The following is a 21,512-nucleotide window of genomic DNA, read 5'->3' as shown; positions in this document are numbered from 1 at the left end:
AGAAGTTCTAGTGTCTATTGGCAGTGCACAGCTGCGTCTTCGTCGAGCTGCGAGAGGAAGTTGCAGAGTCCTCGCCACCTTGACGGTCGAGTGACCAGCGACTGCGCTTAGACAAATACCCAGGCTTCGGAATGTGCGCCATTGGATGTGTCGCAGCATAGGTGTACGGATGTCGCCCCAGCGTGTGTGCGAAGGGCACCTTGATGACAGGTCTCACATTCGGGCTTGGGGTATGGGTTTGGTTTGTGTCGAAGTCCATGCCTTGGTGGTGCTTGCTGGCGCGTCTTCATCGACTTTTCCATCAGCATCAGGCTAGACATCGATGCCAGAGCTCCAGCCCGAACGTCACCGTTTATCCAAATGGGGCGTCTACGCTCGAAAGTGGCCAGGGATGGGCTTCGCCGGCATCCACCAGCTCTTCGACTTGGTGCAACTGCTAGTGCTGAATGACCTTACCAATACGCATCGCTGAGATGCTCGCTTAGTTCACAGCAGGAAGACCGAGCGCGTTCATTGTTTGTGTCGTCATCATCCCGGTGGTTGGCAAGTTCTTCACCGTCTGGAAGTTCGACAAGGCCTCCCGCGTTTCAGCAGTGAAGACGCCGTCCACGACCCCATGAAACAGGCCCAGGCGCTTCAATGCGATTTGCACACGCATGACTTGTAAACGGAGCTTCTCGCCTCGGGTCAAGTCTGGTGCAGCGCCCTCGTCTTGCTGAGCCGACGCCTTTGAGGCGCTTCCCAGTGGCTGCGCCGCCGCGGGGATTGGAGCCTTTGACTTCGTACCCTTCTGATCCGTTCCCGAGTCTTCAGGCACCAAGGAGTAAGACTGTCGCGGCGGCGGAGCCGGAGTCAGCGTCGGGGTGGGGGCTGGCGTTGGTACATAGTACGGTGGCGGACTTGGCGCCACCGACCCTGCACCAGACCCGGAGTAGTGCGAACTGTGGCTGGCGTGCGATCGGTGGCTGGAATGGGATCGGTGGCCAGCGAACAGGTTGTCCATCTCAAGGTTCAGCGGCCTCAGAGACACGGGCTTGGGTTCGAGTGGCGGGGGCGCGGATCCTGTCGCGGCCTCGGCATTGGCCTTTGAGCCGAGTAGCGGGGCACTGGCGATGAAGAGAGCCAGGGTATGAATGAATTTAGACATGTGCGCCTCCAAAAACCTGCACAGGGACGGGCTTGATGCCCGTTCGATAGAGTGAGCTCTTGTCCCAGACGAAGAAGCCTGCACACGCTCCTTTGAGTGCGCAGCCTTCGCAAGCGGGCGTGTAGTCGTTCTTCCAGTCTGAAATGCTTCGAGCTGCGAATCGCCGCAGTGGATCGGGTACTTTGCAAAGAGGCATGTTCATCAGGACTGGGCGTATGCCGCTATGCACCAAGTTCTGGACGGCGACACCCAATTCGTCGGCATATTCAGTGACGTCGACGAGGCACGCTTCCTGGTTGGCCAACGCAAACCCGATCGGTTCCGTGGCCATCAAGGCTGCCGCTTTAACAAATGGCAAGCTGTGCCCTACAAAACGGGCCCATTGCTCAAGATGCTCAATCACGGGCTTCACCATCACGGTTCGGAGCTGAATGCCTTGGCCGAATTGCTGAAGATTGAGCAGCCCCGAGAGCGTTTCGTCGAAGGCTCCGGCGGACTGCACGACGAAATCATGGACTTCATCGTTGCCTGCATACAGCGGGATAAGCCAGTTGGTACGACCAGGTGGCAGTCCGCTGAGGAGGGCCTCCGCCACCTGGTCATCGCCAAGACAGCGGCCGTTCGTGAGCACCTCCACTTTGGTATCCGGCCACCGCGAATGGATGCAATCGAGGAGTTTTCGCAGCCGCACTGGCTGGAGCGTCGGTTCCCCGCCGGTGATCCCGACCACTTCCGGCGCTACGGACACCAGCTCGACAATGCGCTCTGCCTCAGTGAAAAGCCACCTGTCGTCCTCTGAAGTTGGTGGTTGCGAGCACATCAGGCAGCGGCTATTGCACTGATTGGTGACGAACAGAGTGTGATGGCGGTCGCTCGGGCGAAAGCAGACGACGGCGCGGGAGCTACCCTGCGCCAGTTTCACAATGTCTCCGACCTCGAGGGAGCCGAGCGCACCCGGTTCCTGAGCTGAAGCTCGCGTTCGAACTTCGATGGTGATAGGGCCTGTCCAGTTCGACCCACTCAATTGAGCCAGGTCAGGGTCGATCCGGTCCACCCTGAACATGCCAGAGGCATGTGCTTCAGTCGTTAGGTGCACATTCCGCATGACTACGAGCCCTGTCCGGCCGGACTTGCCCAGGCATGAAAGACCACCTCTGCGCTGCCCACGCATTCCCGGGTCGCAACCAGTCTTTGCAGCATCTCGCCAAAGAGTGCTTTGCTCCTGAGGCAGTGCTCAGTGCTGGCCGTTGGCCGAGCAGTGCCACTCAATGATGCTGCATCGACAGGGCTGGGAGCGCAATGGTGCTTGAACGAACAGGCCTTGCAGGCCTGATCAGCATCGGCGGAGCCTTCACGGGCGATGCGTTGAGCGGCTTCGCTTGCCAGCAAGGTGGTGAGAGGCGTACCGATGAGTCCCATCCGGAAGCTGGTGTCACCCGCTTCAGCGAGCATCCGCGCCTCGTCGCTTGGGTAGACATGCCCGTCGTAGTTGTAGACCAGCACGGCGCTGCCGGCTGCGTTCGGGCTTTGCAGGTCCACATAGCCCGCGTCGAAGCTGCCAATCAGCTTGTTCAATACGAGGCTCGCGTGGACTTCCCGGATGGGCACTCCCCTGTCGTTCCACCAGAGAATTCGGTCGAGCGCTCGTCGGTAGAAAGCCATGAAGGCGTTTGTGGTGTATCCCAGCAATCCAAGGTTGCGGCGCGCAAATCCGTAGTGGCTGAGCGGGCGAAGGAAGATCTCGTGCAGCCCGAGCGACACATATTCATCAACGATGTCCTCAGGATGATCAAGGCTGGTCTTGGTGGTTGTCATCAAGGCAGAAATGCTCTCGCTGCCCAGTACCTCGACAGCCAACTTGATGCCAGCAACCGTGCGATCGTAGGAGTCACGACTTGGAATAGGGCGGTTCTTGTTGTGCAGCCAGGCGGGCCCGTCAATGCTTGTCGATAGCTTGACGTCGTACTGGGCAAAGTATCGGCACATGTCGGCCGTGAGTTGGTGGAGCGTCGAGGCGATGACGAAGCGAACGGGGCGTCCTCGGCGATTGTGGTGATGTGCCAGCGCTTCGATTCCGAACTCAACAAGGTCGAATCGATTCAAGGGGTCGCCCCCTTGGAACTCGACAGTGAGGGTGCTCGCGCCGCTGTCCATGATGGTGTCACAGGCCATCAAAAGTTGATCCTGCGTGAGCGAAAAGCCTTCTGAATCGATTGCGCGGCTGACCTGGCAATACTGGCAGCTGTGCGCGCACTGCAGGGTTGGGACAAGAATATGTAGTTCCGGCCCGTTGGCGGCGATCGACCGCTTCGCACTCAGTCTGGCGGCATACAGGCGATCCAGGCCTGGGCTGTTTCCAGCGCTTTTCAACACGTGCCTGGACTTGAGCTCGCGGACCGTGGCTGCTGGAAGGCCGGCGGGATCCCGTAGAAGTTGTTCGACTTCAATCGGGGACAGGAAGACCACTTCCCCAACCGGGGACAGGCAGGCCATCAGGGTTTCGTTGATCTGATGTACTTCGAAACTGCGGATCTCTGGCGCATAACCTCCAAACTTCACGGGGACACTCCCTTCTTGCTGGTGTTTGAGTATTCAAGAGTAGCGTCGACATGGTCGAAGGCTTCTTCATCGAAATCCTGTAAGGGCTCGTCGATGTAAAGCCTCATCCGGTGGCACCTCGTGAGTCAACTGGACGCGGACGATCCGCGGAGAAATTGGCTAGGCTGCGGTCAAGACTAGCGTTTTCGTCGGCGTACCTGCTGTCGCGAGACTCGTCGACATAGCTATCACGGGATGTGGAGCGTGGCTTTCGATGAATAGCCTTGGTCGCAACGGCCTGCGATCTGCCGCCAACTTGGCCCCATCCTGAAAGATGCAATTGGCTGATGGATCCCATGTGTTTGGGTTGATGGTCTCAAGCACCTGGCTGCTCCTGTAGGGCGTTTGACTCAGTGGGTTCTCTCGGCTTGAGTTCGAGTGCGTACCGAACACCAGCGCTTTGCTCAGGTGAGGTTGGTCCAAGAACGCTCTTGCGACCATTGGCATAGAGACAAGCTCTGCTCAATTGGATAGATTCTCGTAGACCAAGATTTGCCTGGAAATTCCGTGCAACTCCGTCTACCGATTGTCGCGCATTTATGGAATCATTGTTTCCCAAAATAAGGTGGCGCATCGCTTGCCTTGAATCAAGGGTGCGCAAGCCGATGGCCTATTGAGCTGATGCGGGGTAGGACCAATTTCAGGAGCCAGGATGTACGTACTAAACAGAGTCAGTATTCGAACCCGTTTGATGGCGTCATTTTGCGCAATTGCAGCTCTGCTTGCGATTAGCGCTGTTTTGTCTCTGTCCTTGATCGATCAGGTTCACGGTCGACTGAAGACTGTCTATTTGGATCGAACGAAGGCGATCCAGTCTCTGGCGGAAATCAACTACCTCATGGTGCGCAATCGAGTTCTCGTTCTCGACATGCAACAGAGGCCAGATCAAGAGAACTTGACAAAGCGAAGCGTTGAGATCTTGAGCAACGTCGAGCGTGTAGGGAAGGCCTGGGACGCGTACAAATCTACAGCGATGGCCCCGGACGAAGAGCGTTTGGCTGCGCAATTCATTGCTGTGCGCTCGCGTTACGTGAAAGAAGGAATACTGCCAGCGATGCGGGCGATGCAAGCTGGCAAGTTGGAAGAGAGCTTGAAGGTCTATTCAGACGCTATTCATCCAATTGCACCCATGGCGCAGAAAGCATTGGATGAATTGATCTTGCTGCAAACCGATGTAGCGAAGAACGAGTACGAGCAAGCAACGGAGGACCGTGCTACAGCGATGAAGCTGACGATTGGTGCTTCGTCCATCGGTATCGCGGCTGCACTCTGCTTCGCTTGGCTGGTTACACGCTCCATCACCAAGCCTCTAGCGCTGGCCATTGACTTCTCTGAGCAAATCAAAAACGGAAATCTACGAGCCCGAATTGACAACGTCACCAGTGATGAGCTGGGTGTGCTGTCTCAGGCGCTGCGCGAGATGCAAGGGGCACTTTCTGGCTTGGTACTCAGCGTGCGAGAAAATGCTCACAGCGTCGCCACTGCAAGTGTTCAGATCGCCCTTGGAAACTCTGATCTCAGTCAGCGCACTGAAGAGCAAGCCAGTGCGCTGGAGCAAACGGCGGCCACCATGAGTCAGTTGGATGCCGCGGTTCAGAACAATGCGAACAATGCGAGGGATGCGAATGAGCTGGCCCATGCGGTGGCCAAGACTGCGATCCGTGGCCGCGAGGTCGTTGGTGAAGTCGTATCGAGCATGGGTGAAATCAGCTCGGCCTCCGCCCGCATCTCTGAAATCATTGGCACCATCGATCAGATCGCCTTCCAAACGAACATCCTGGCGCTCAATGCCGCTGTGGAAGCCGCTCGCGCAGGGGAGCAGGGGCGTGGCTTTGCCGTGGTTGCGGGTGAAGTCCGGGCTTTGGCGCAAAGGTGCGCAGCCGCCGCGAAGGATGTCAAAACACTGATCGGTGCGAGTGCAGTTTCCGTTGAAAAAGGAACGTCGATGGTTGAGCACGCAGGCTCAACCATGGCGGAGCTGTTGCATTCGATTGAAATCGTTACATCGAGGGTAGCCGGCATTGCGGCAGCAAGCGTGCAACAGGCGAATGGCATTCGACAGGTCAGTGAAGCCATCAGTCAGATGGACCGAGTTACGCAGCAAAACTCTGCATTGGTCGAGCAATCGGCCGCCGCAGCTGAAAGCTTGAAACATCAATCTAGCCAATTGGTGGACGCTGTCGCTCGATTTCAAGCGTAAGGGGTGGGTGCTTGTCAGCCATCAAATCCAGAGCAAGGTGGCAATGGTCAGATGCGGTTGATTTTGATGGTGCAGGCCCTGCCAGACGAGATGGTTTCCCGGAAGAAGGGGGCAATGGACTGTTGCTGCTTCTTCTGCTCGTCGGTTGCGCAGTATGCAGCTGGTCCTTCTTGCCTGCGCCATGCTTGGAGGTCAGCTATTCGATGGTGCCGCTACTTTTCGGCTCCCCGCTCGCAGCTGGCCCAGTGTCAAGGGTCTCTGTCATATCAAGTACCTTGGCGAGAGAGTGGTTCTGCTCGAGTCTTACCTTGTGGTCTCGGGCTACTGTTGGGCCTGAAGTGCATTCAGTCCCTTGGCCATCGCCCTTTGCCTCCTGGGTCGGCGATCCGCAGAACTCAGATGTGGGGACGTGGTTCTAGGGATGCATAGAGACCGCATGTATTTGTCGGGCAGTTCATCTTCTGATCCCAAAGGATGAAAGAGCGGAGTTCCTATGTATGAGCAGCCATGGGTTGAGAGTTCGATGGACGACGAGCCTCAGTCGGGCGACAGATAGCACCTTGCTCTCTGGGCCTTTGGGCGCTAATCGCAGTGCGGGAGGTAGCTGTGACGTCGGCGCTCGAGTCAAGCAAGGAGACGCTGGCTGCAGCTTCGTGACTGCGTTGTCTGCAATAGCTCCTGCAATGAGAGGTGTACTCAGTGCGCAGGCAGTCATGCAGAAATATCGCCTTGTCGAAGTGTTTGGTTCGACAGCTCATGATCGACGTTCAAGCAGTACGACGCTCTCTTTGAGCAGGTGTGCGCTTCAGTTCAGATCAACCATGCGTCGAAGGACTGGCCTTACAGAAAGTGAGGCTTTGTCCATTGCTGCGGTGACGGATGCTGCATTTGGATTGAACCTTTTGTTGCTCGTCTGGAACTCAAGGGTTTTCGAGGACAAGAATGTTGAAGTGGCCCAGCTCCAAAAAAATGCGTGAGGATGCCCCGGTTGATGGTCGAACGCCGTCGGCTGAGTCCGCGGAGTTGGCGCTGCTGGAGTCCATTAAGCGTGGACGGCGGAGCGAATTTGACGTCCTCTACCGGATCTATCACCCCCGGTTGTGGCGATTTTTAGCGCACATGATGCGCCGCCCGGAAGCGATCGAGGAGGTGTTGAATGACACGATGATGGTTGTTTGGCAGCGCGCTGAGAGCTTTGACGGGCGCAGCAAGCTGTCGACATGGATTTTTGGTATCGCCTACCGCAAGGCGCTGAAGGCATTGGCTAGGCAGGACTTGCCGGTGGACGACGGAAGCGTTGATGAGCCGATGGATCCCGGGCCAGGACCGGAGCAGCGTTTGGATCTCGAGCAACTGCGTGGTCGGCTGCGTGAAGCAATGGCAGAGCTGTCGCCCGAGCATCGGACGGTTGTGGAGCTCTGTTATTTCCATGATATGGCCTATGCCGAAATTGCTGATGTGGTGCGCAGTCCGCCCGAGACCGTGAAAACGCGAATGTTTTACGCTCGGCGGCGGCTACGTCTGCTGTTGGACGACTTGGCCGGGCGGCAAGGTGAATTGTGATGAGCGTGGTCGTACACATGGAAAAAGATGAACACGTGGCTGTGCAGGCCCTGCTGCCCTGGTTTGCGCGCGGCAAGCTCGGGGAGGCTGATTTGAAGCAAGTGCGGCAACATTTGTTGCACTGCCAGGCTTGCCGCAATGAGTTGGCTGCTGAGCAACCCATGCAGACGGTGCTGGCCGTTGCGGGAGCTCAAGGTGATTGCGGTGATGTCGAGGTGGGCTTAGCCAAGATGCACGCACTGATGCGGCCTGCCAAGTCGACGGCATCTACGGTGCCGCGGTGGATTGCTTGGGTACTGGGCCTACAGGGGGCGGCGATTGCCATGTTGCTGGGTTTGTGGCTGCAGGCGAGCCCGGCTGAGTCGGTCTATGAAGGTCTGTCGGCTTCTAACAGCGTGCCTGTTGTTGCGGATGCATTGGTCATGTTCAAGCCCGAGACGAGTGAACGCGCCGTGCGTAAGTTGCTGCTGTCCGAGGGGGCTAGTGTTGTAGGTGGACCTACTGAAACCGGCGCTTGGTTGTTGCGCGTTGATGCGAAAGGCCTCGCTGCACTCCGCAAAGCGCCTATCGTTGCGCTTGCAGAGTCACTGCAACCGAGACCGCCGCGATGAGGGCTTGGCGGAGCACCCTTGTTTTGTGGGCCTGTTGGTTGCTTGTAGGCGGTGCGTGGGCGCAAGGAAATTTGCAAGCGGACGAAGCGCGACGTCAAGTGCTTGTCATGCTGCAACTTCCCAAGGCGCATTACCGTCCGGATGGTAGCTACGCTGGTACGTATGGCGAAGGCGTGGGCCGGCAGTCGCGCCGGCATGTGGCTCAGGCCTTGGCCCGTACGCATGGGCTGGAGATGCTCAGCGAGTGGGCGATGCCGCTGGCTGGCGTGGACTGTTTTGTCATGCGTCTGCCTGAGGGTGATCCTCGCTCAGCGAATGAATCGGCTCAGAAGGTGGGGGAAGACCATCGAGTCGCCTGGGCTCAAGCGGTGAGTCTCTATGAAGCGCAAGGCCTAGCGTCAGTGAGTCAAAGGGAGCCGCTCTATACGGCGCAGCCCGCAGCCCAACAGTGGCAACTGGCTGAGTTGCACAAGCTTGCCACCGGCCGTGGCGTGCGCGTGGCGGTTGTGGATAGTGGCGTCGAGACGCGTCATCCGGATCTTGCTGGACAGATCGCCTTCAGCGAGAACTTTGTCGACGACCGGCCTCTGCAGGCGGAAGCTCATGGCACTGCGGTGGCCTCCATCATTGCGGCGAGAGCTGACAACGGCGCCGGCATCGTCGGCGTAGCGCCACAAGCTCGGCTGTTGGCATTGCGCGCCTGCTGGCAGGCACCGCGGGATCAGACGCTGTGCACAAGCCTTGGCTTGGCCAAGGCCTTGCATGCGGCGATCCAGCATGGCGCGCACATCATCAATATGAGCCTGGGTGGCCCTGATGATCGCTTGCTGGCGCTATTGCTGGACCAAGCGCAGGCGCGTGGCGCCACCATCGTTGCGGCGCAATCGATGCGGGGCGGGCCATTTCCGGCCAGCCATCGAGGTGTGCTGGTCGTTGGCAGCGCACCGCCCGGGCCGGAAGGAACTTTGTTCGCGCCGGGGCGTGATGTGCCCAGCGCCGCACCGGGCGGTGGCTGGACAGTGGTGACGGGTTCGTCCTTTGCGGCCGCGCATGCCTCAGGTTTGCTGGCGCTGGTGCGTGAATTGGATGCAAAAGCTCAGCCCTTGGATGTGTTGAAGGCGACGTTGATCACCGACAAAGGCCGCATCGACGGTTGTGCGACCTTGGCGCACCATGCTGGGCGCCGTGGGCCCGTGTGCCTTGCGCTGGGGCAAACTTCCGACTGATGTTCTCCGCGCGCTTGCTTCGTTTGACGCTCTTGATTGTCTCGCTGCTCGGTGTCACCGGGCCGGCGTGGTCCGATCTGGGTGGGACCTTGTCTATGCAGACCGATGCAAGGAATCGAGGCATGTCCTACAGCAGCAATCGGCCAAGCGTTCAATTGGGTCTGGCGTGGGATGGCGACGCAGGCTGGTATGGCGGCGTACAGATGGCGCAAGCGCGTTTTACCGCAGGCCGGCAGGGCGCCTGGCTGCAGGGCTACAGTGGCCGGGTCTTCGCGATCCTGCCGGGGCTCGACGCAGAAGTAGGTGCCCTGGCCCACACGTTTCACCGGGCAGGACCTTATGACTTCTATGAGGTCTACGCAGGGCTGTTGGGCGAGCGCTGGAGCGTGCGTTTTTTCCACTCGCCGGACTACTATGGCAGCGGCAACCGCAGTGCCTATGCGGAGTTCAACCTGCGGTGGCCACTCGCAAATGGGGTTGCTGCAATTGGCCATGTCGGTGTGCTGGATGGGCGCGGAGGGCGGATCCTGTCCTATGTCGGGTCGCATGGACCGACTCGCGTGGACCTTCGCCTCGGCGCGTCCTGGCAGCTTGGCGCCAGCAGCGACTTGCAACTCGCTTGGGTGTCAGTCAGCCGTGGCGGGCCCTATATCTGGACGGATTCGAGTCGTCGCCAAACTGCGGTGCTCGGACTCACGACTGCCTTTTGATTATTTGCAGATCCTGCCGCCTGTCGTTCATTTCACCTCGCCTTGAACCTGACCTCGCCGGACGGGTACTCACCGGGCAATGAGTGCCAAGAAAGGGCGGACATGAGGAAAGCTTCCAAGGTGATGTTGTACGGGCTATGCGCTGCATTGGCGGCCATCGCCGGTTGTGGTGGCGGCAGCGGCGAAGGTCTAGATGCCAATGGCAGGCCGATCGGTGAGGGCGACGATCCAGCGGGACCGATGACGGCCAAGTTCAGCTCCATCCAGTCCCATGTGTTCACGCCCGCCTGCACGGCTTGCCATTCCGGGGCTGCAGCGCCTCGCGGTTTGCGCTTGGATGCGAGCAACAGTTTTGCGATGCTGGTCGGCGTGTCTAGCGGAGGTGTGCCAGCGCTCAAGCGCGTGGCGCCAGGTGATGCGGACAACAGCTACTTGATTCACAAGCTCGAGGGCCATCAGGCTGTCGGAGCTCGCATGCCCCTGGGTGGTCCCTATCTGGACGCCCAGACCATCGGGCTCATTCGTCAGTGGATCAACAACGGAGCACAAAAATGAAGGCCTTTCGATTGCTCATCGGTATGGCTTTTGCGCTGCTGTTTTCAAGTGTCAGTGCCGAGCCCTACCTCGCCATTCGAAGCGGTCTCAAATGCGCCGCTTGTCATGTGAATCCCACCGGCGGAGGGCTGCGCAATGCCGTTGGTAATGCATTCGTTCAAGGCGCCATCCCGGCTACTTCCTTGCCCGAGGCGCTTCAGGGTTGGAATGGATCGCTGTTCGATGACCGCCTGCGCCTGGGCGGCGATTCGCGTAGCGCTACGACGCGTACCTCAGTCTCTGGTCAGCCCGTGCGCAGCGTTGGCGGCACCGAGCAGGTGCGGCTGTATGCCGACGTGCAGCTCATCAAGGACTATCTTGGCGTGTACCTCGATCAGCAGGTTGGACCCGGCAAGGCTGAACGGCAGGAGGCCTACGTGCGGCTGCAGACGCCAGGTCTGGGCTGGTACGCCAAGGCCGGCCAGTTCTACTTGCCCTTTGGATGGCGCCTTCAGGACAACCTGACTTTTGTGCGCCAACTGAGCGGCGTGAGCATGACCGTGCCCGACAAGGGGCTGGAGTTGGGGCACGAGAGCGATGAGTGGTCGATTCAGTTGGTGCGAAGCAATGGCCCTGGCAACACGGGTGCTTCTAAGGGGCACCAGACCACGGCCCAAGCCACCTGGATGCAACCCTGGGGCCGTCTAGGTGTCGCTGCTGCTCAGGTCAAGTCTGCGGCAGGGGCGCGCCAGGCCTATGGTCTGTTCGCGGGCACGACGACGGGGCCGGTGGCCTGGTTGGCCGAAATCGACCTGGTCAGCGATGCCGGATATCCGGAGGGCAAGCGTCGTCAAGTTGCCGCGCTACTGGAAGCCAACTGGTTGGTGCGGCAGGGCCATAACTTGAAGTTCACGAGTGAGCATCTCGATCCCGACCGCCGCGTGGCTCATGACGACAAAGTGCGATATAGCCTCGTGTATGAGTACACGCCCATCGCCTTCTTGCAGCTGCGCATGGGCTATCGGAAGTTCGGCGGCATCCCGCAGAACGCAATCGACAACCGGCGACAGAGCTTCGTCGAGCTCCATGGCATGTTCTGAAATCTTCTTGGAGCGTCGGACAGAAATGGCCGAGCCGCTCACCAAGCTGTCTTTGGCGACGATCTACTTCACCGAGCGTTGCAACTCGCGCTGTGTGAGCTGCGACTATTGGCGGCACGGTCGACGAGACATCGAGCTTGCGACCGTGCAGCAGATGCTGCCGGGGCTGCGTGAGTTCGGCGCGCAGACCGTGCTGGTCTCTGGTGGCGAGCCGCTTCTGCACCCGCAATGGGCTGAGATTTCTGCACTGCTGAAATCTAGCGGGCTCAATTTGTGGCTGTTGACAGCGGGCCTGAGTCTTGCCAAGAACGCAGCTGAGGTTGCAGGGCTGTTCGAGCAGGTGACCGTGTCCTTGGATGGCAGCACGGCCGCGAGCTATTCAGCCATCCGCGGGCTGGATGCCTTCGAGGCGGTCTGCGCCGGCATCCGAGCCCTGGTGCGCGAAGGTGTGCCCGTGGGGTTGCGCGTGACGGTGCAGCGGCGCAATGCCAGCGAGCTGGGCGATCTGGTTCGGCTCGCGCGCAAGTTGGGCGTGGGCGGGATTTCCTTCCTGGCTGCGGACGTCAGTCATGGCGAGGCCTTTGGTCGCCATAGCGAAGTCGCCGAGGGTGTCGCCTTGCGCCCGGAGGACTTACCTGTGCTTGTCGCGGCCCTTGATGCGCTGGAGCGAGACCATGGCGATGACTTCGACAGCGGCTTTATCGTCGAGACGCCGGCCAAGCTGCGCCGGATCGAGGCCCACTACCGGGCCCTGCTCGGCCAGGGCGAAGCACCGCCGGTACGCTGCAATGCACCCGAGCACTCGATCGTCGTTGAAGCAGACGGCGGACTGAGACCTTGTTTCTTCATTGCCGGCCCTACCCAGCTTGGCGAAGCCGGATTGAGCGAGGGATTGAACGCCGCCTCCATGCGCCACTTGCGCGCGGGCATCCGCGCTGGCCTGCGGCCCGAGTGTCGGAATTGCGTGTGCTCCAAGTGGTTTCCGACATGAGCCGCTTCGCCAACGAAGCGGCCTACGACCTCTGGGCCGAGAGCTACCCGCCGCTGCCGCACAACCCGCTGATGCGCGCCGAGCAGAGCGCTGTGCTGAGCCTGCTGCCGGAGGTGAATGGCCGGCGCGTGCTGGACCTGGCTTGTGGCAGTGGGCGCTATGGCCTTTGGCTTCAGCCTCGCGGCGCAAGCATGATTGTCGGTACCGACTTGTCCTCCGGCATGTTGGCGCGTGCGCCACTGGCCCACCGTGTGCGGGCCGATATGGGGAGGCTGCCCTTCACGGCGGAAAGTTTCGATGTCATTGTGAGCGGGCTCGCCGTCGGCCATGCGCCCAGCCTCAACGCGTGGATGACAGAGGCCGCTCGCGTGCTCGCTCCCGGTGGCCACCTCGTGTATTCCGACTTCCACCCGGCGGCCGCGCGTGCCGGCATGACCCGCAGCTTCACCGACGCTGCCGGTGAGCGCCATGAGCTGCTGCATGCCCTTTATGAGCTCGATGCCCACCAGGCGGCAGCGGAGCTGGCCGGCTTGGTGTTGGAGGCCAGCCGCGAGGTTTGTGTCGGGCGTGAGCTATGTGAGCCCTTCACGGGCTCCGAGGCTTTCTATTCACGCTGGGCGGGGCTGGCTGTTGTTTTGGCCTTGAGGCTGATGAAGCCGTGAGCTTTCACTTCTTCAATGCGGCCCACGGCATGAGCCTCAGCACGGAGGGTGGCTTCATTGCTCGCGGGGCGGGGGGCTTGCGTGTGGACCTCGGCGGTGCGCGCTTGCTGCCCGGCCTGATCAACGCCCACGACCATTTGCAGCTCAACGGCGCACTGCCGCGCCTGAAGTTTCGCGAGGGCTATCGCAATGCGAGCGAATGGATTGCCGACATCACCCCTCGCTTGTCGACCGACCCGTGCCTGCTTGAGCACCGATCCAGGCCGCGTGTAGAGCGTTTGCGTGCAGGCGGACTGAAGAACTTGCTGAGTGGCGTGACGACTGTCTTGCATCACGACCCGCGGGATCCCGTGCTGGACGAGCCCGGCTTTGCGGTCGACGCGCCGGCGCCTGGCGGATGGGCGCATTCTCTGGCGCTGGACGGCGATGAGGCCGTGCGCGCTTCGCATCAGGCGACGCCGCTCGGTCAATCCTGGATCATCCATGCGGCCGAGGGGATCGACAGCGCTGCGGCGCTGGAGTTTGATCGGCTCGAAGCTCTGGGCTGCATCACGCCGGGCACGCTGCTGGTCCACGGCCTGAGCCTGAGTGCCGCGCAGCAAGACCGTCTTGTTCAAGCGGGCTCTGCTGTCGTCTGGTGTCCAGGCTCCAACTTGCATCTGTTCGGCCGGACGCTGGACCCCGAAGGCTTGTTTCAACAGGGTCGGCTGCTGTTGGGCAGCGACTCGCGCATCAGCGGCGGGCGGGATCTTCTGGCGGAGCTGGCCCTGGTGCAAGAGCTGACGGGCTGGCATGACGAACGCTTGGAGACCTGGCTGACCGAAGGTGCCGCCCGCTTGCTGGGCTTGAGCGATCGCGGTCGACTGGAAGCCGGCTTGCGAGCTGACCTGATTGCCTTGCCGCCTGGACTGCCACTGGCGCAAGCGACCCGTGCCGACCTGCGCCTTGTCGTCGTGGCCGGGCAGGCGCTCTATGCCGATGCCGATCTGGGCGAGGCGCTCCAGCTGGCGCCGGTGCGCGTGGACGGCCGCGCCAAGGCCCTGGCTCGGCACCTTTTCGCCCCTGAGCCTGGGCTGGAATTGTTGAACCCTGGGACCTCTGTATGAAGCGCGTGCTGCTGATCAACCCTCGCATCACCTCGAATGCGCGCTTCCCTCTCGCTGTCATGCATCTCGCTGCGGCGCTGAGGGGCCGTTATGCCGCGCGCATCCTCGACGGCAACCTTGACCCCAATGTGCCTGAGGTGGCCGCTGCCGCGGTGCGCGAGGGTGGCTATGCCGCCGTGGGCCTGTCGGTGATGGGCGGGCCGCAACTGCCGGCGGCGCTGGCCGTCTCACGCGCCATCCGCGCCGTGGCACCCGAACTGCCCATTGTCTGGGGCGGCTATTTTCCGACGCTGTGCACGGACGCCACCTTGAACAGCGATTGCGTGGACTACGCCTTACGCGGCCAAGGCGAACAAGGCTTTGTCGAACTGCTGGATGCGCTGACCCAGGGCCAGCCGCTGGGCGAGGTGGCCGGTCTGTCTTGGCGCCGCGAGGGGGAGATCGTGCACAACGCCGACCGTGCCTTCTCGACCGCGCCGCTGCAGCTCGAGCTCAGCTATGACGAGGTGGATGAACCGCAGCGCTATCTGGGCCCGACCTACCTCGGCCACCGCACCACGGGCTATCAGGCGGCCCTGGGCTGTCGCTATCGCTGCACATTCTGTGGCGTGGCCGCCATGTTCCGTGGCAAGACGGCTTTGCCCGAAGCCGAGCGCCTGGAGCGGGATCTGCGTAGGCTGCAGAGCCGCTTCGGTGCCGACTCGGTGCAGTTCTACGACCACAACTTTTTTGACCGAGAGGTGGAGATGGCTCCGCTGCTGGAGGTCCTGGCACGCGTGCAGATGCCGTGGTGGTGCTATGCCCGCGCAGACGCGCTGCAGGGCCTGTCCGCTGCCTCTTGGGCCCAGGTGCGGCGCAGCCGGCTGCGCATGGCCTATATCGGGGCCGAGTCGCCCAGCGACAGCATGCTGCGCGATATGCGCAAGGGAACGCGCTCTGACCAGACCCTGGCCGTCGTCGAGACCTGCCGCGCCAACGGTGTGGTGCCCGAGTTGTCCTTCATGCTGGCGCCGCCGCACGACCCCGAGGGTGAGACGGAGAAAACCTTTGACTTCATCCGTCAGGTCAAGCGCCTGCACCCGCAGGCCGAGATCATGTTGCACATCCACACGCCGCTGCCGCCGCGGCGGCTGGGTGAGGGTCGCTGGACGCCGCGTGACCCGGCACTGCCCAAGGGCTTTGTGTTCCCCGACAATGCCGATGCCTGGGCGCAAAAGGAATGGGTGGACTACTGGTGCCACAAGGACGCAGCCTGGCTCAGCCCTGCCTTGCGCGAGCGCATCCGCGACTTCCGAACGGTGCTGGGCTGCCGCTTCCCGACGCTGACCGATATCCGTGCGCCCGCTTGGCAGAAGACGGCCCTGCGCGCCGCTTCGGCCTGGCGCTACCGGACGGCCCATTACGATCGCCCGCGCGAGCTTCGCTGGCTGGAGCGCGCCGTGAAGTTGTGGGATCCCCAACTGAATGCACTGTGATGGCGCGGATCGTTCAGATCAGCTTCCATCGTGACCCGCAGGGGCGGGCGCCAGCGCAGCTGCTGCAGGACTGGCCGACCGTCCCTCAACTCGCTGAGGCAGCAGCAGGTGCGGGCGCTGACGTGCTTGTCGTACAGGCCTGTGCTGCTGTGGAGCAGCTGTGGCAAGGCGGCATTGGCTACCACTTTTTGCCCTGCGACAGCGAGCCGGAGCGACTGGCCAAGCTGCTCGATCGCCTGCGACCCGAGCTGGTGCATGTCCAGGGCCTGGGCTTTGTCCAGCAAGTGAGTACGCTCGCTTCCCTGGTCCCGGGCCGACCCATCGTGCTGCAGGACCGCGCCGATGCACCGCCGCGTCCCTGGCGTTGGCCGGCGTGGCGGCGCGCGCTGAAGTCGGCCCGCGGCCTGATGTTCTGCGCGCGCGAACAGGCCTTGCCCTTTCGCCGCCGAGGCCTGATCGCTGCGGACACGCGCATCTACGAAGTCCCCGGATCGAGCTGCGCCTTCGAAACCCGCGGTCCGGCAGCTGCGCGCGCCGACGCCCTGCTGGCTGGTGAACCCTGCCTGCTGTGGGTGGCGCACCTGGATCGCAACAAGGACCCACTGACCGTGCTCGACGGCGTGGCCTTGGCCGTGCCGCGTCTGCCCGGCCTGCAGCTGTGGCTCTGCTATGGCCGATCACCGCTGCATGACGCCGTTCGTGAGCGCATGCGTGACCCCTTGCTTGCCGGGCGTGTGCATCTTCTGGGTGCCCAGCCGCATGCGCGGATCGAGACATTGATGGCCTCGGCCGACATCCTGGTCCAGGGTAGCCACCGCGAGGCCACCGGCTACAGCGTCATCGAAGCCCTGGCCTGCGGGCTGGGCGTGGCGGTGACCGACATCCCGTCCTTCCGGGCGCTTACCGGCGGTTGTGAAGCCGCACGCCTATGGCCGGCTGGTGACGCGTCAAGGCTGGCCAATGCCCTGGTGGAGCTGGCTGCTTTGCCGGCGACGCAGCGTCGCGCTCTGGCCCGCGCGCGCTTTGACTCGCACTGCTCGGTTGAAGCGCTAGGCCGCCGCTTGGTGGCGGCCTATGAGGACCTGCTTGCCATATGAGCGACTGTGCCCTCGCCCCCGCAATCGTCGATTTCCGGCGCGCCTTCCTCGTCAACCTCACTTCGTCAATCGGCGGCGTCGCGACGCGCTTTTTGCTGGGGCTGCTGCTGGCACGTCTGCTTCAGCCGGCCGAGCTGGGCTTGTATGCAGTGGCAGCGACCATGTTCGGTATCGCCCAGCTGTTGCGTGACGCCGGCGTGTCGGCCTATCTGCAGCGGGAACCTGAGCTCACGGCGCAGCGCTTCTCGGCATGCCTGGGGCTGATGGCGAGCACAACAGTGGTGATGACGCTGGCCCTGCTTGTTCTGGCAGAGCCGCTGGCCCGGCAATTTGCTCAACCCGGTCTGGCGGCGCTGCTGCAGGTGATGGCGTTGGGCTTGCCGCTGTCGGCATTCGGCGGCGTCATGGCCGCACTGCAGTTGCGGGAGCTGGCTGCGGCGCGCATCGCCTTTGTGTCGCGTGTCGGCACACTGGGCCATGCGGCCGTGGCTCTGTTGCTGACGGCGGAAGGCTGTGGCGCGCAGGGCCTTGCCTGGGCCCAGGTTGCCAACGTCTGCATTTGCGGACTTGCCTATGCCTGCCTGCCGTCAGGACGCAGCTGGAGGCCGTCGTGGCGTGGCTGGAGCGAGGTGCTGCGTTTTGGCCTCCGCGCCTTGTTCGTCAGCCTGTTGAGCGGTCTGAACGGCGCGCTTCCTGATCTGTGGCTGGGGCGGTTCGGCTCAGCCTATCTCGTGGGGCTGTTAGGTCGCACCCAGGCTGTGGTCGGCCTGCTGCAGGCCGTGTCCGGCCATGCCTTGAGTTTTGGTGCATTGCCGATGCTGGCCCGCCAGCATGCAAACTGCCAAAGTTTGGAGCCCGCGCTGCGCCATGCCACGGCGCTGTTGACGGGCCTGGGTTGGCCGCTGCTAGCCCTGACCGTGGCTCACCGTGAGGCGCTGCTTGGGCTGCTCTATGGTCCTGCCTGGGTCGAATGCACGCCGGCTGTGCTCCCCCTGGCGCTGATGACAGCGCTAGGGCTGGTGTTCGCGCAGCTCAATGCCGCGCTGGCCGCCATCGGCCGGCCGGAGCTGGCTGCGCTGCCGATTGGCGTGACGCTGGCTGCTCGCTTGGTCTTGGGCGCGGCACTCTTCGACGGCAGCCTGCTGTCCTTTGCCTGGGCCTTGTTCGGGGCGGCGGCCGTGGCGCTGCCGGTGCAGCTATGGTTGGCCGCCCGGCATCTTGACCAGTCGCCCCGTGCTCTGGGCGCTGCTCTGGGCGGCAGTCTGCTTGCGACGCTGGCTGTGTTGGCCGTGCCGCTGGTCTTCGCGCCCATTGCCTGTGTGGCGGCCATGCGCTGGAGCCGCCATCCGCTGCTGGACGAGGCGCTTCAGTTCGTGCGCCGGCGCATGACGAGCAGAAAATGATCGCCCAGTCGATTGAATCCCGGCCAGCCGGCCAGCCGCCTATCCAGTGCCCACAGCCTTTCGTGCCAGCGTGGGTGGCGTTCGGCCAACCACGTCAAATAGGGCGGCGGCACAAAGACACAGAGGCCACGCTGCACTTCCAATTCGAAGTGCGATGCAAAGGCGGCATGGAACTCTCTTGGCGTGTAGTAGCGCGTCCAAATGGTACGGCCGTTCATGCCCACGGCCACGGTGTCGCGCGCAAAGCGGATGCCCGCGCGTGCCCAGCGGCGCTGCCGCACATAGTGGACGATCTCCCAGGGGCAGTAGCGGCCGATGACGGTGAAGACCAAGCGGCCGCCGGGTTTGATGAGCCGCGCGCATTCGACGGCGACGGCACCCAGGTCAGGAACGCAGTTCAGCGGGCCGAGGTTGGAGTAGGCGCCGTCGAAGCTGGCATCACCTTCCAGGTGTTGCAGCTCGTGAGCACCGATGGCGCGTGCGTCGACGGCCAGTCCAGCGGCGCGTGCGCGGTCGCGCGTGCGCTCCACCATGCGTTCGGACCAGTCCGTCGCCGTCACAAAGTGGCCTTGGCTTGCCAAATGCACAGCATCCAGTCCGGTGCCGCAGCCCAAGTCGATGAGCCGACTGCCCGGCTCGAAGCTGCGTCCCAGCCAGCGCCACATCTCGGCTCGCATGTCCTGGATGGCGGTGTTGTTGCCGCGTGGGCCGTCGTAGTCTGCGGCGACGCTGTCGAAGGCTTCTTGAGTGTCAAGCAATTGGGTTTGTGTCTTCATGCGGAGGGCTCGTTTTGAAAATCGCGATCGTTGTGCCGGGCGGGGTGGATCGCTCGGGCGAGGTGCGGGTTGTGCCTGCGTTGTTGGCTTTACTCAAGCGCCTTGCCGTGCTGCACGAGGTGCATGTGTTCGCTCTGCGGCAGGAACCTGATCCGGGCCAGTGGTGGCTGTGCGGCGCGCGCGTGCACAACATCGGCGGTCCCAGAATGGCGCTGGGCCAGGCCCGTGCTGTGTGGGCCATTGCCAAGGAGCACCGGCGTGGCCGCTTCGAACTCATTCAGTCGATCTGGTCGGGACCTGCCGGACTGGTGGCTGTACTTGCAGCGAAGTTGCTCGGGCTGCCGAGTGCGGTGCATGTGGCCGGTGGCGAACTGGTGGCTTTGCACGACATCGGCTATGGCGGCCGCCTTGCGTGGCGCGGTCGGCTGCGCGAGGCCCTGGTGCTGCGCGGCGCTGATGTGCTGACAGCGGCCAGCCGGCCGGTGCTTGATCAATTGGCTGCGCTGGGTCATGCGGGCCAACGCCTGCCGCTGGGCGTGGACCTCGCCGAATTTCCGCTCAGCGAACCACGTCCGCGCGTGGCCGGTGCCGCACTGCGCCTCGTGCAGGTGGCCAGCCTCAACCGTGTGAAGGACCAGAGCTCCCTGCTGCGTGCTGTGGCGCAAGTGCCGAGGGCTGAGCTCGACGTTATGGGTGAGGACACCTTGAACGGCGAGATGCAGGCGCTTGCTGCACAACTGGGTGTCAGCGGCCGTGTGCGCTTTCATGGATTTTTGACTCAGGCTGAAATGCGGCCGTTGCTGGCGCGAGCGGATCTGTATGTCGTCAGCTCTCGCCACGAAGCTGGCCCGCTTGCCATGCTCGAGGCCGCTGTGCTTGGCGTGCCGAGCATTGGAACTGCCGTAGGCCACTTGGTCGAGTGGACGCCGCGCGCGGCGCTCTGCGTGATGCCGGGTGATGTACAGGGGTTGGCTGCGCTCATCACTCGTGTTGCCGAAGACGAGGATTTGCGGCTTCGTTTGGCGCGAGAAGCTCAGCGATTGGCTATCGCAGAAGACGCCAACTTCAGTCACAAACAGTTTGAACGGCTTCATGCCGCGCTCACGGGTTGGTAGGAGAAGGCTCGATGAATGGAGTACAGCGTGTGCGGCCGAGGTTGTGCGCCAACCAGAAGGCTAAGAGCTTTTCGCCAGCGTGGCCGCTGCGCCCATGCGGAGCCAGCCAGGGAATGCTGGCGATGCAAATTTTTCGCGTCTTCTGCTTGCTCAAGTGGGTGCAGGCGCCGCAAAAAATAGCCCACTGCATCAGTGGTTCCACGCGACCACACCAGGCCCGGCAGCAGTGGGATGTCCAGTCGCGACAGAGCCACTTCGCTCAATTGCCATGTCGAACTGGCTCTACGCAGCCAAGTCGGACAGGCGGCGTACGCTTCAGCTGCGGTGCTCGCAAGGTGAGTGGGCATGTGGGCCGGGAAGTGCCGCTGTGTCAGTGCCAGCGGGGGCACTGCCCACCAAGCGGATCGGTCGTCCGAGGACGGTGCAAGAGCTTCATCCCAATCGGCAGAACTCAAGCATTGGGCGAGCATAGCGATGTCGTACAGCTGGATCAGCCTAACGTTACGGGTGCACAGATTGCCTGCCGTGTGCATGAGCAAGTGGCGCATCAACTTTGCAAGACTGGAGTACGAGTTCAAACCTGGTTTGGCACTAGGGGAGATCAGGCCGGCCGTGATGTCGACTTCGCGCAGCGGCAATGGCTCCGCTACAGCTGCGTGGAGCTCGATCTTTACTGGATTGTCCTCATGCTCGCCGAAGGCGCGGTCGGTCGGTCTGTGCGATGGTTCGTATGCAATGTGACGAAGCTTGACGGAGCCAACTTCGTAGCCAACGGAAAGTATCAGACTGCCTGTTTCAGCAATGTCGGTCGGGCAAGCCAGCAGGTCTACATCGCTCATTGGCCGTTCGCCTTCCTTGTAGATTTCCAAACTCAGCAAGGCCGATCCCTTCATGGCCAGCAGGGGCAAACCGCGGTTTTGAGCTTCGTTATCCAAACGGCCGAGGAGCGCGCGCACCTTGCGCTCACGTCGGCACCCTTGCTCGCTTTGATTAGCCAAAAAATCTTGCCAAATTGGAGGGCCCACCCATTGCAATCGACCAGCCAGAAGACTGCTAACGCCGTGCATAACGGATGCGGCCATTGCGGTTCTCCATTCGAATTCGCTCCAGTCTGGGGCAGTTCGAGAGGGAGAGGCCAACTCGGCAGCGAGTCTGGCAGTCGTGGTCTTCAGAGCCTCGTCCATCGCAGCGAACGGCA

19 protein-coding genes are annotated in these 21,512 nt (G+C 62.1%); 14 read left to right on the top strand and 5 right to left on the bottom strand.

Annotation, left to right across the window (positions count from 1 at the left end):
* Nucleotides 1–481 precede the first annotated feature (481 nt).
* Genes hxsA through hxsB form a run of 3 tightly spaced genes read right to left on the bottom strand, consistent with a single transcriptional unit; the run spans nucleotide 482 to nucleotide 3,706 of the window.
* Nucleotides 482–1,147: a His-Xaa-Ser repeat protein HxsA gene (gene hxsA, locus ACQY39_RS19320; protein ID WP_428509010.1), complete on the bottom strand. Its 666-nt coding sequence runs from the start codon at nucleotides 1,145–1,147 to the stop codon at nucleotides 482–484.
* Entirely contained in the window at nucleotides 1,140–2,210 is a 1,071-nt protein-coding gene (gene hxsC, locus ACQY39_RS19315) for a His-Xaa-Ser system radical SAM maturase HxsC (RefSeq protein WP_428509008.1), read from the bottom strand. The genes hxsA and hxsC overlap by 8 nt, the downstream gene beginning before the upstream one ends.
* A 44-nt stretch (nucleotides 2,211–2,254) precedes the next feature.
* A complete protein-coding gene (gene hxsB, locus ACQY39_RS19310; protein ID WP_428509006.1) occupies nucleotides 2,255–3,706 on the bottom strand; it encodes a His-Xaa-Ser system radical SAM maturase HxsB in 1,452 nt (483 codons plus the stop codon).
* 691 nt (nucleotides 3,707–4,397) lie between these two features.
* Between hxsB and ACQY39_RS19305 the strand changes: the two genes are divergently transcribed.
* From ACQY39_RS19305 to ACQY39_RS19245, 13 genes are all read left to right on the top strand, one after another.
* Nucleotides 4,398–5,945, top strand: a complete 1,548-nt coding sequence (locus ACQY39_RS19305; protein ID WP_428509004.1) for a methyl-accepting chemotaxis protein — start codon at nucleotides 4,398–4,400, stop codon at nucleotides 5,943–5,945.
* A 945-nt stretch (nucleotides 5,946–6,890) separates the two neighbouring features.
* Nucleotides 6,891–7,508, top strand: a complete 618-nt coding sequence (locus ACQY39_RS19300; RefSeq protein ID WP_428509002.1) for an RNA polymerase sigma factor — start codon at nucleotides 6,891–6,893, stop codon at nucleotides 7,506–7,508.
* Nucleotides 7,508–8,119 carry a zf-HC2 domain-containing protein gene (locus ACQY39_RS19295; RefSeq protein WP_428509000.1) on the top strand — a complete coding sequence of 204 codons (612 nt, stop codon included), beginning with the start codon at nucleotides 7,508–7,510 and terminating at the stop codon, nucleotides 8,117–8,119. The genes ACQY39_RS19300 and ACQY39_RS19295 overlap by 1 nt, the downstream gene beginning before the upstream one ends.
* Nucleotides 8,120–8,226: 107 nt before the next feature.
* Nucleotides 8,227–9,345: a S8 family peptidase gene (locus ACQY39_RS19290; RefSeq protein WP_428508998.1), complete on the top strand. Its 1,119-nt coding sequence runs from the start codon at nucleotides 8,227–8,229 to the stop codon at nucleotides 9,343–9,345.
* Entirely contained in the window at nucleotides 9,345–10,055 is a 711-nt protein-coding gene (locus ACQY39_RS19285) for a TorF family putative porin (protein WP_428508996.1), read from the top strand. The genes ACQY39_RS19290 and ACQY39_RS19285 overlap by 1 nt, the downstream gene beginning before the upstream one ends.
* Before the next feature lie 42 nt (nucleotides 10,056–10,097).
* Entirely contained in the window at nucleotides 10,098–10,610 is a 513-nt protein-coding gene (locus tag ACQY39_RS19280; protein ID WP_428508994.1) for a hypothetical protein, read from the top strand.
* A complete protein-coding gene (locus ACQY39_RS19275) occupies nucleotides 10,607–11,689 on the top strand; it encodes a hypothetical protein (RefSeq protein WP_428508992.1) in 1,083 nt (360 codons plus the stop codon). Before ACQY39_RS19280 ends, ACQY39_RS19275 begins: the two co-directional genes overlap by 4 nt.
* A 25-nt stretch (nucleotides 11,690–11,714) precedes the next feature.
* Entirely contained in the window at nucleotides 11,715–12,680 is a 966-nt protein-coding gene (locus ACQY39_RS19270; RefSeq protein ID WP_428508990.1) for a radical SAM protein, read from the top strand.
* Nucleotides 12,677–13,342 carry a class I SAM-dependent methyltransferase gene (locus ACQY39_RS19265; RefSeq protein ID WP_428508988.1) on the top strand — a complete coding sequence of 222 codons (666 nt, stop codon included), beginning with the start codon at nucleotides 12,677–12,679 and terminating at the stop codon, nucleotides 13,340–13,342. Before ACQY39_RS19270 ends, ACQY39_RS19265 begins: the two co-directional genes overlap by 4 nt.
* Nucleotides 13,339–14,448 carry an amidohydrolase family protein gene (locus tag ACQY39_RS19260; RefSeq protein WP_428508986.1) on the top strand — a complete coding sequence of 370 codons (1,110 nt, stop codon included), beginning with the start codon at nucleotides 13,339–13,341 and terminating at the stop codon, nucleotides 14,446–14,448. Before ACQY39_RS19265 ends, ACQY39_RS19260 begins: the two co-directional genes overlap by 4 nt.
* Entirely contained in the window at nucleotides 14,445–15,923 is a 1,479-nt protein-coding gene (locus tag ACQY39_RS19255) for a B12-binding domain-containing radical SAM protein (protein ID WP_428508984.1), read from the top strand. Before ACQY39_RS19260 ends, ACQY39_RS19255 begins: the two co-directional genes overlap by 4 nt.
* The gene (locus ACQY39_RS19250; RefSeq protein ID WP_428508982.1) at nucleotides 15,923–17,020 is read left to right on the top strand and encodes a glycosyltransferase family 4 protein; all 1,098 of its coding nucleotides are present in this window, start codon (nucleotides 15,923–15,925) and stop codon (nucleotides 17,018–17,020) included. Before ACQY39_RS19255 ends, ACQY39_RS19250 begins: the two co-directional genes overlap by 1 nt.
* Complete coding sequence (locus tag ACQY39_RS19245) at nucleotides 17,017–18,423, top strand: oligosaccharide flippase family protein (RefSeq protein WP_428508980.1); 1,407 nt, start codon at nucleotides 17,017–17,019, stop codon at nucleotides 18,421–18,423. Before ACQY39_RS19250 ends, ACQY39_RS19245 begins: the two co-directional genes overlap by 4 nt.
* On the opposite strand, the gene ACQY39_RS19240 is transcribed toward ACQY39_RS19245, so the two are convergent.
* The gene (locus ACQY39_RS19240) at nucleotides 18,387–19,199 is read right to left on the bottom strand and encodes a class I SAM-dependent methyltransferase (RefSeq protein WP_428508978.1); all 813 of its coding nucleotides are present in this window, start codon (nucleotides 19,197–19,199) and stop codon (nucleotides 18,387–18,389) included. The genes ACQY39_RS19245 and ACQY39_RS19240 overlap by 37 nt on opposite strands.
* Nucleotides 19,200–19,213: 14 nt before the next feature.
* Between ACQY39_RS19240 and ACQY39_RS19235 the strand changes: the two genes are divergently transcribed.
* A complete protein-coding gene (locus ACQY39_RS19235) occupies nucleotides 19,214–20,314 on the top strand; it encodes a glycosyltransferase family 4 protein (RefSeq protein WP_428508976.1) in 1,101 nt (366 codons plus the stop codon).
* On the opposite strand, the gene ACQY39_RS19230 is transcribed toward ACQY39_RS19235, so the two are convergent.
* Complete coding sequence (locus tag ACQY39_RS19230) at nucleotides 20,290–21,498, bottom strand: nucleotidyltransferase family protein (RefSeq protein WP_428508974.1); 1,209 nt, start codon at nucleotides 21,496–21,498, stop codon at nucleotides 20,290–20,292. The two genes, ACQY39_RS19235 and ACQY39_RS19230, sit on opposite strands and share 25 nt — an antisense overlap.
* Between the last annotated feature and the right edge of the window lie 14 nt (nucleotides 21,499–21,512).

This window comes from Roseateles sp. (genome assembly GCF_965262435.1).
Taxonomy (GTDB): Bacteria; Pseudomonadota; Gammaproteobacteria; order Burkholderiales; family Burkholderiaceae_C; genus Paucibacter_A.
This window is presented reverse-complemented; position numbering and strand designations above follow the sequence as displayed.

Excerpts from the sequence above, each read along its gene's own strand:
- hxsA (WP_428509010.1), bottom strand. The coding sequence starts at position 1,147 with ATGTCTAAATTCATTCATACCCTGGCTCTCTTCATCGCCAGTGCCCCG.
- hxsC (WP_428509008.1), bottom strand. The coding sequence starts at position 2,210 with ATGTTCAGGGTGGACCGGATCGACCCTGACCTGGCTCAATTGAGTGGG.
- ACQY39_RS19305 (WP_428509004.1), top strand. The coding sequence starts at position 4,398 with ATGTACGTACTAAACAGAGTCAGTATTCGAACCCGTTTGATGGCGTCA.
- ACQY39_RS19295 (WP_428509000.1), top strand. The coding sequence starts at position 7,508 with ATGAGCGTGGTCGTACACATGGAAAAAGATGAACACGTGGCTGTGCAG.
- ACQY39_RS19290 (WP_428508998.1), top strand. The coding sequence starts at position 8,227 with ATGCTGCAACTTCCCAAGGCGCATTACCGTCCGGATGGTAGCTACGCT.
- ACQY39_RS19285 (WP_428508996.1), top strand. The coding sequence starts at position 9,345 with ATGTTCTCCGCGCGCTTGCTTCGTTTGACGCTCTTGATTGTCTCGCTG.
- ACQY39_RS19275 (WP_428508992.1), top strand. The coding sequence starts at position 10,607 with ATGAAGGCCTTTCGATTGCTCATCGGTATGGCTTTTGCGCTGCTGTTT.
- ACQY39_RS19270 (WP_428508990.1), top strand. The coding sequence starts at position 11,715 with ATGGCCGAGCCGCTCACCAAGCTGTCTTTGGCGACGATCTACTTCACC.
- ACQY39_RS19265 (WP_428508988.1), top strand. The coding sequence starts at position 12,677 with ATGAGCCGCTTCGCCAACGAAGCGGCCTACGACCTCTGGGCCGAGAGC.
- ACQY39_RS19255 (WP_428508984.1), top strand. The coding sequence starts at position 14,445 with ATGAAGCGCGTGCTGCTGATCAACCCTCGCATCACCTCGAATGCGCGC.
- ACQY39_RS19250 (WP_428508982.1), top strand. The coding sequence starts at position 15,923 with ATGGCGCGGATCGTTCAGATCAGCTTCCATCGTGACCCGCAGGGGCGG.
- ACQY39_RS19245 (WP_428508980.1), top strand. The coding sequence starts at position 17,017 with ATGAGCGACTGTGCCCTCGCCCCCGCAATCGTCGATTTCCGGCGCGCC.
- ACQY39_RS19240 (WP_428508978.1), bottom strand. The coding sequence starts at position 19,199 with ATGAAGACACAAACCCAATTGCTTGACACTCAAGAAGCCTTCGACAGC.
- ACQY39_RS19230 (WP_428508974.1), bottom strand. The coding sequence starts at position 21,498 with ATGGACGAGGCTCTGAAGACCACGACTGCCAGACTCGCTGCCGAGTTG.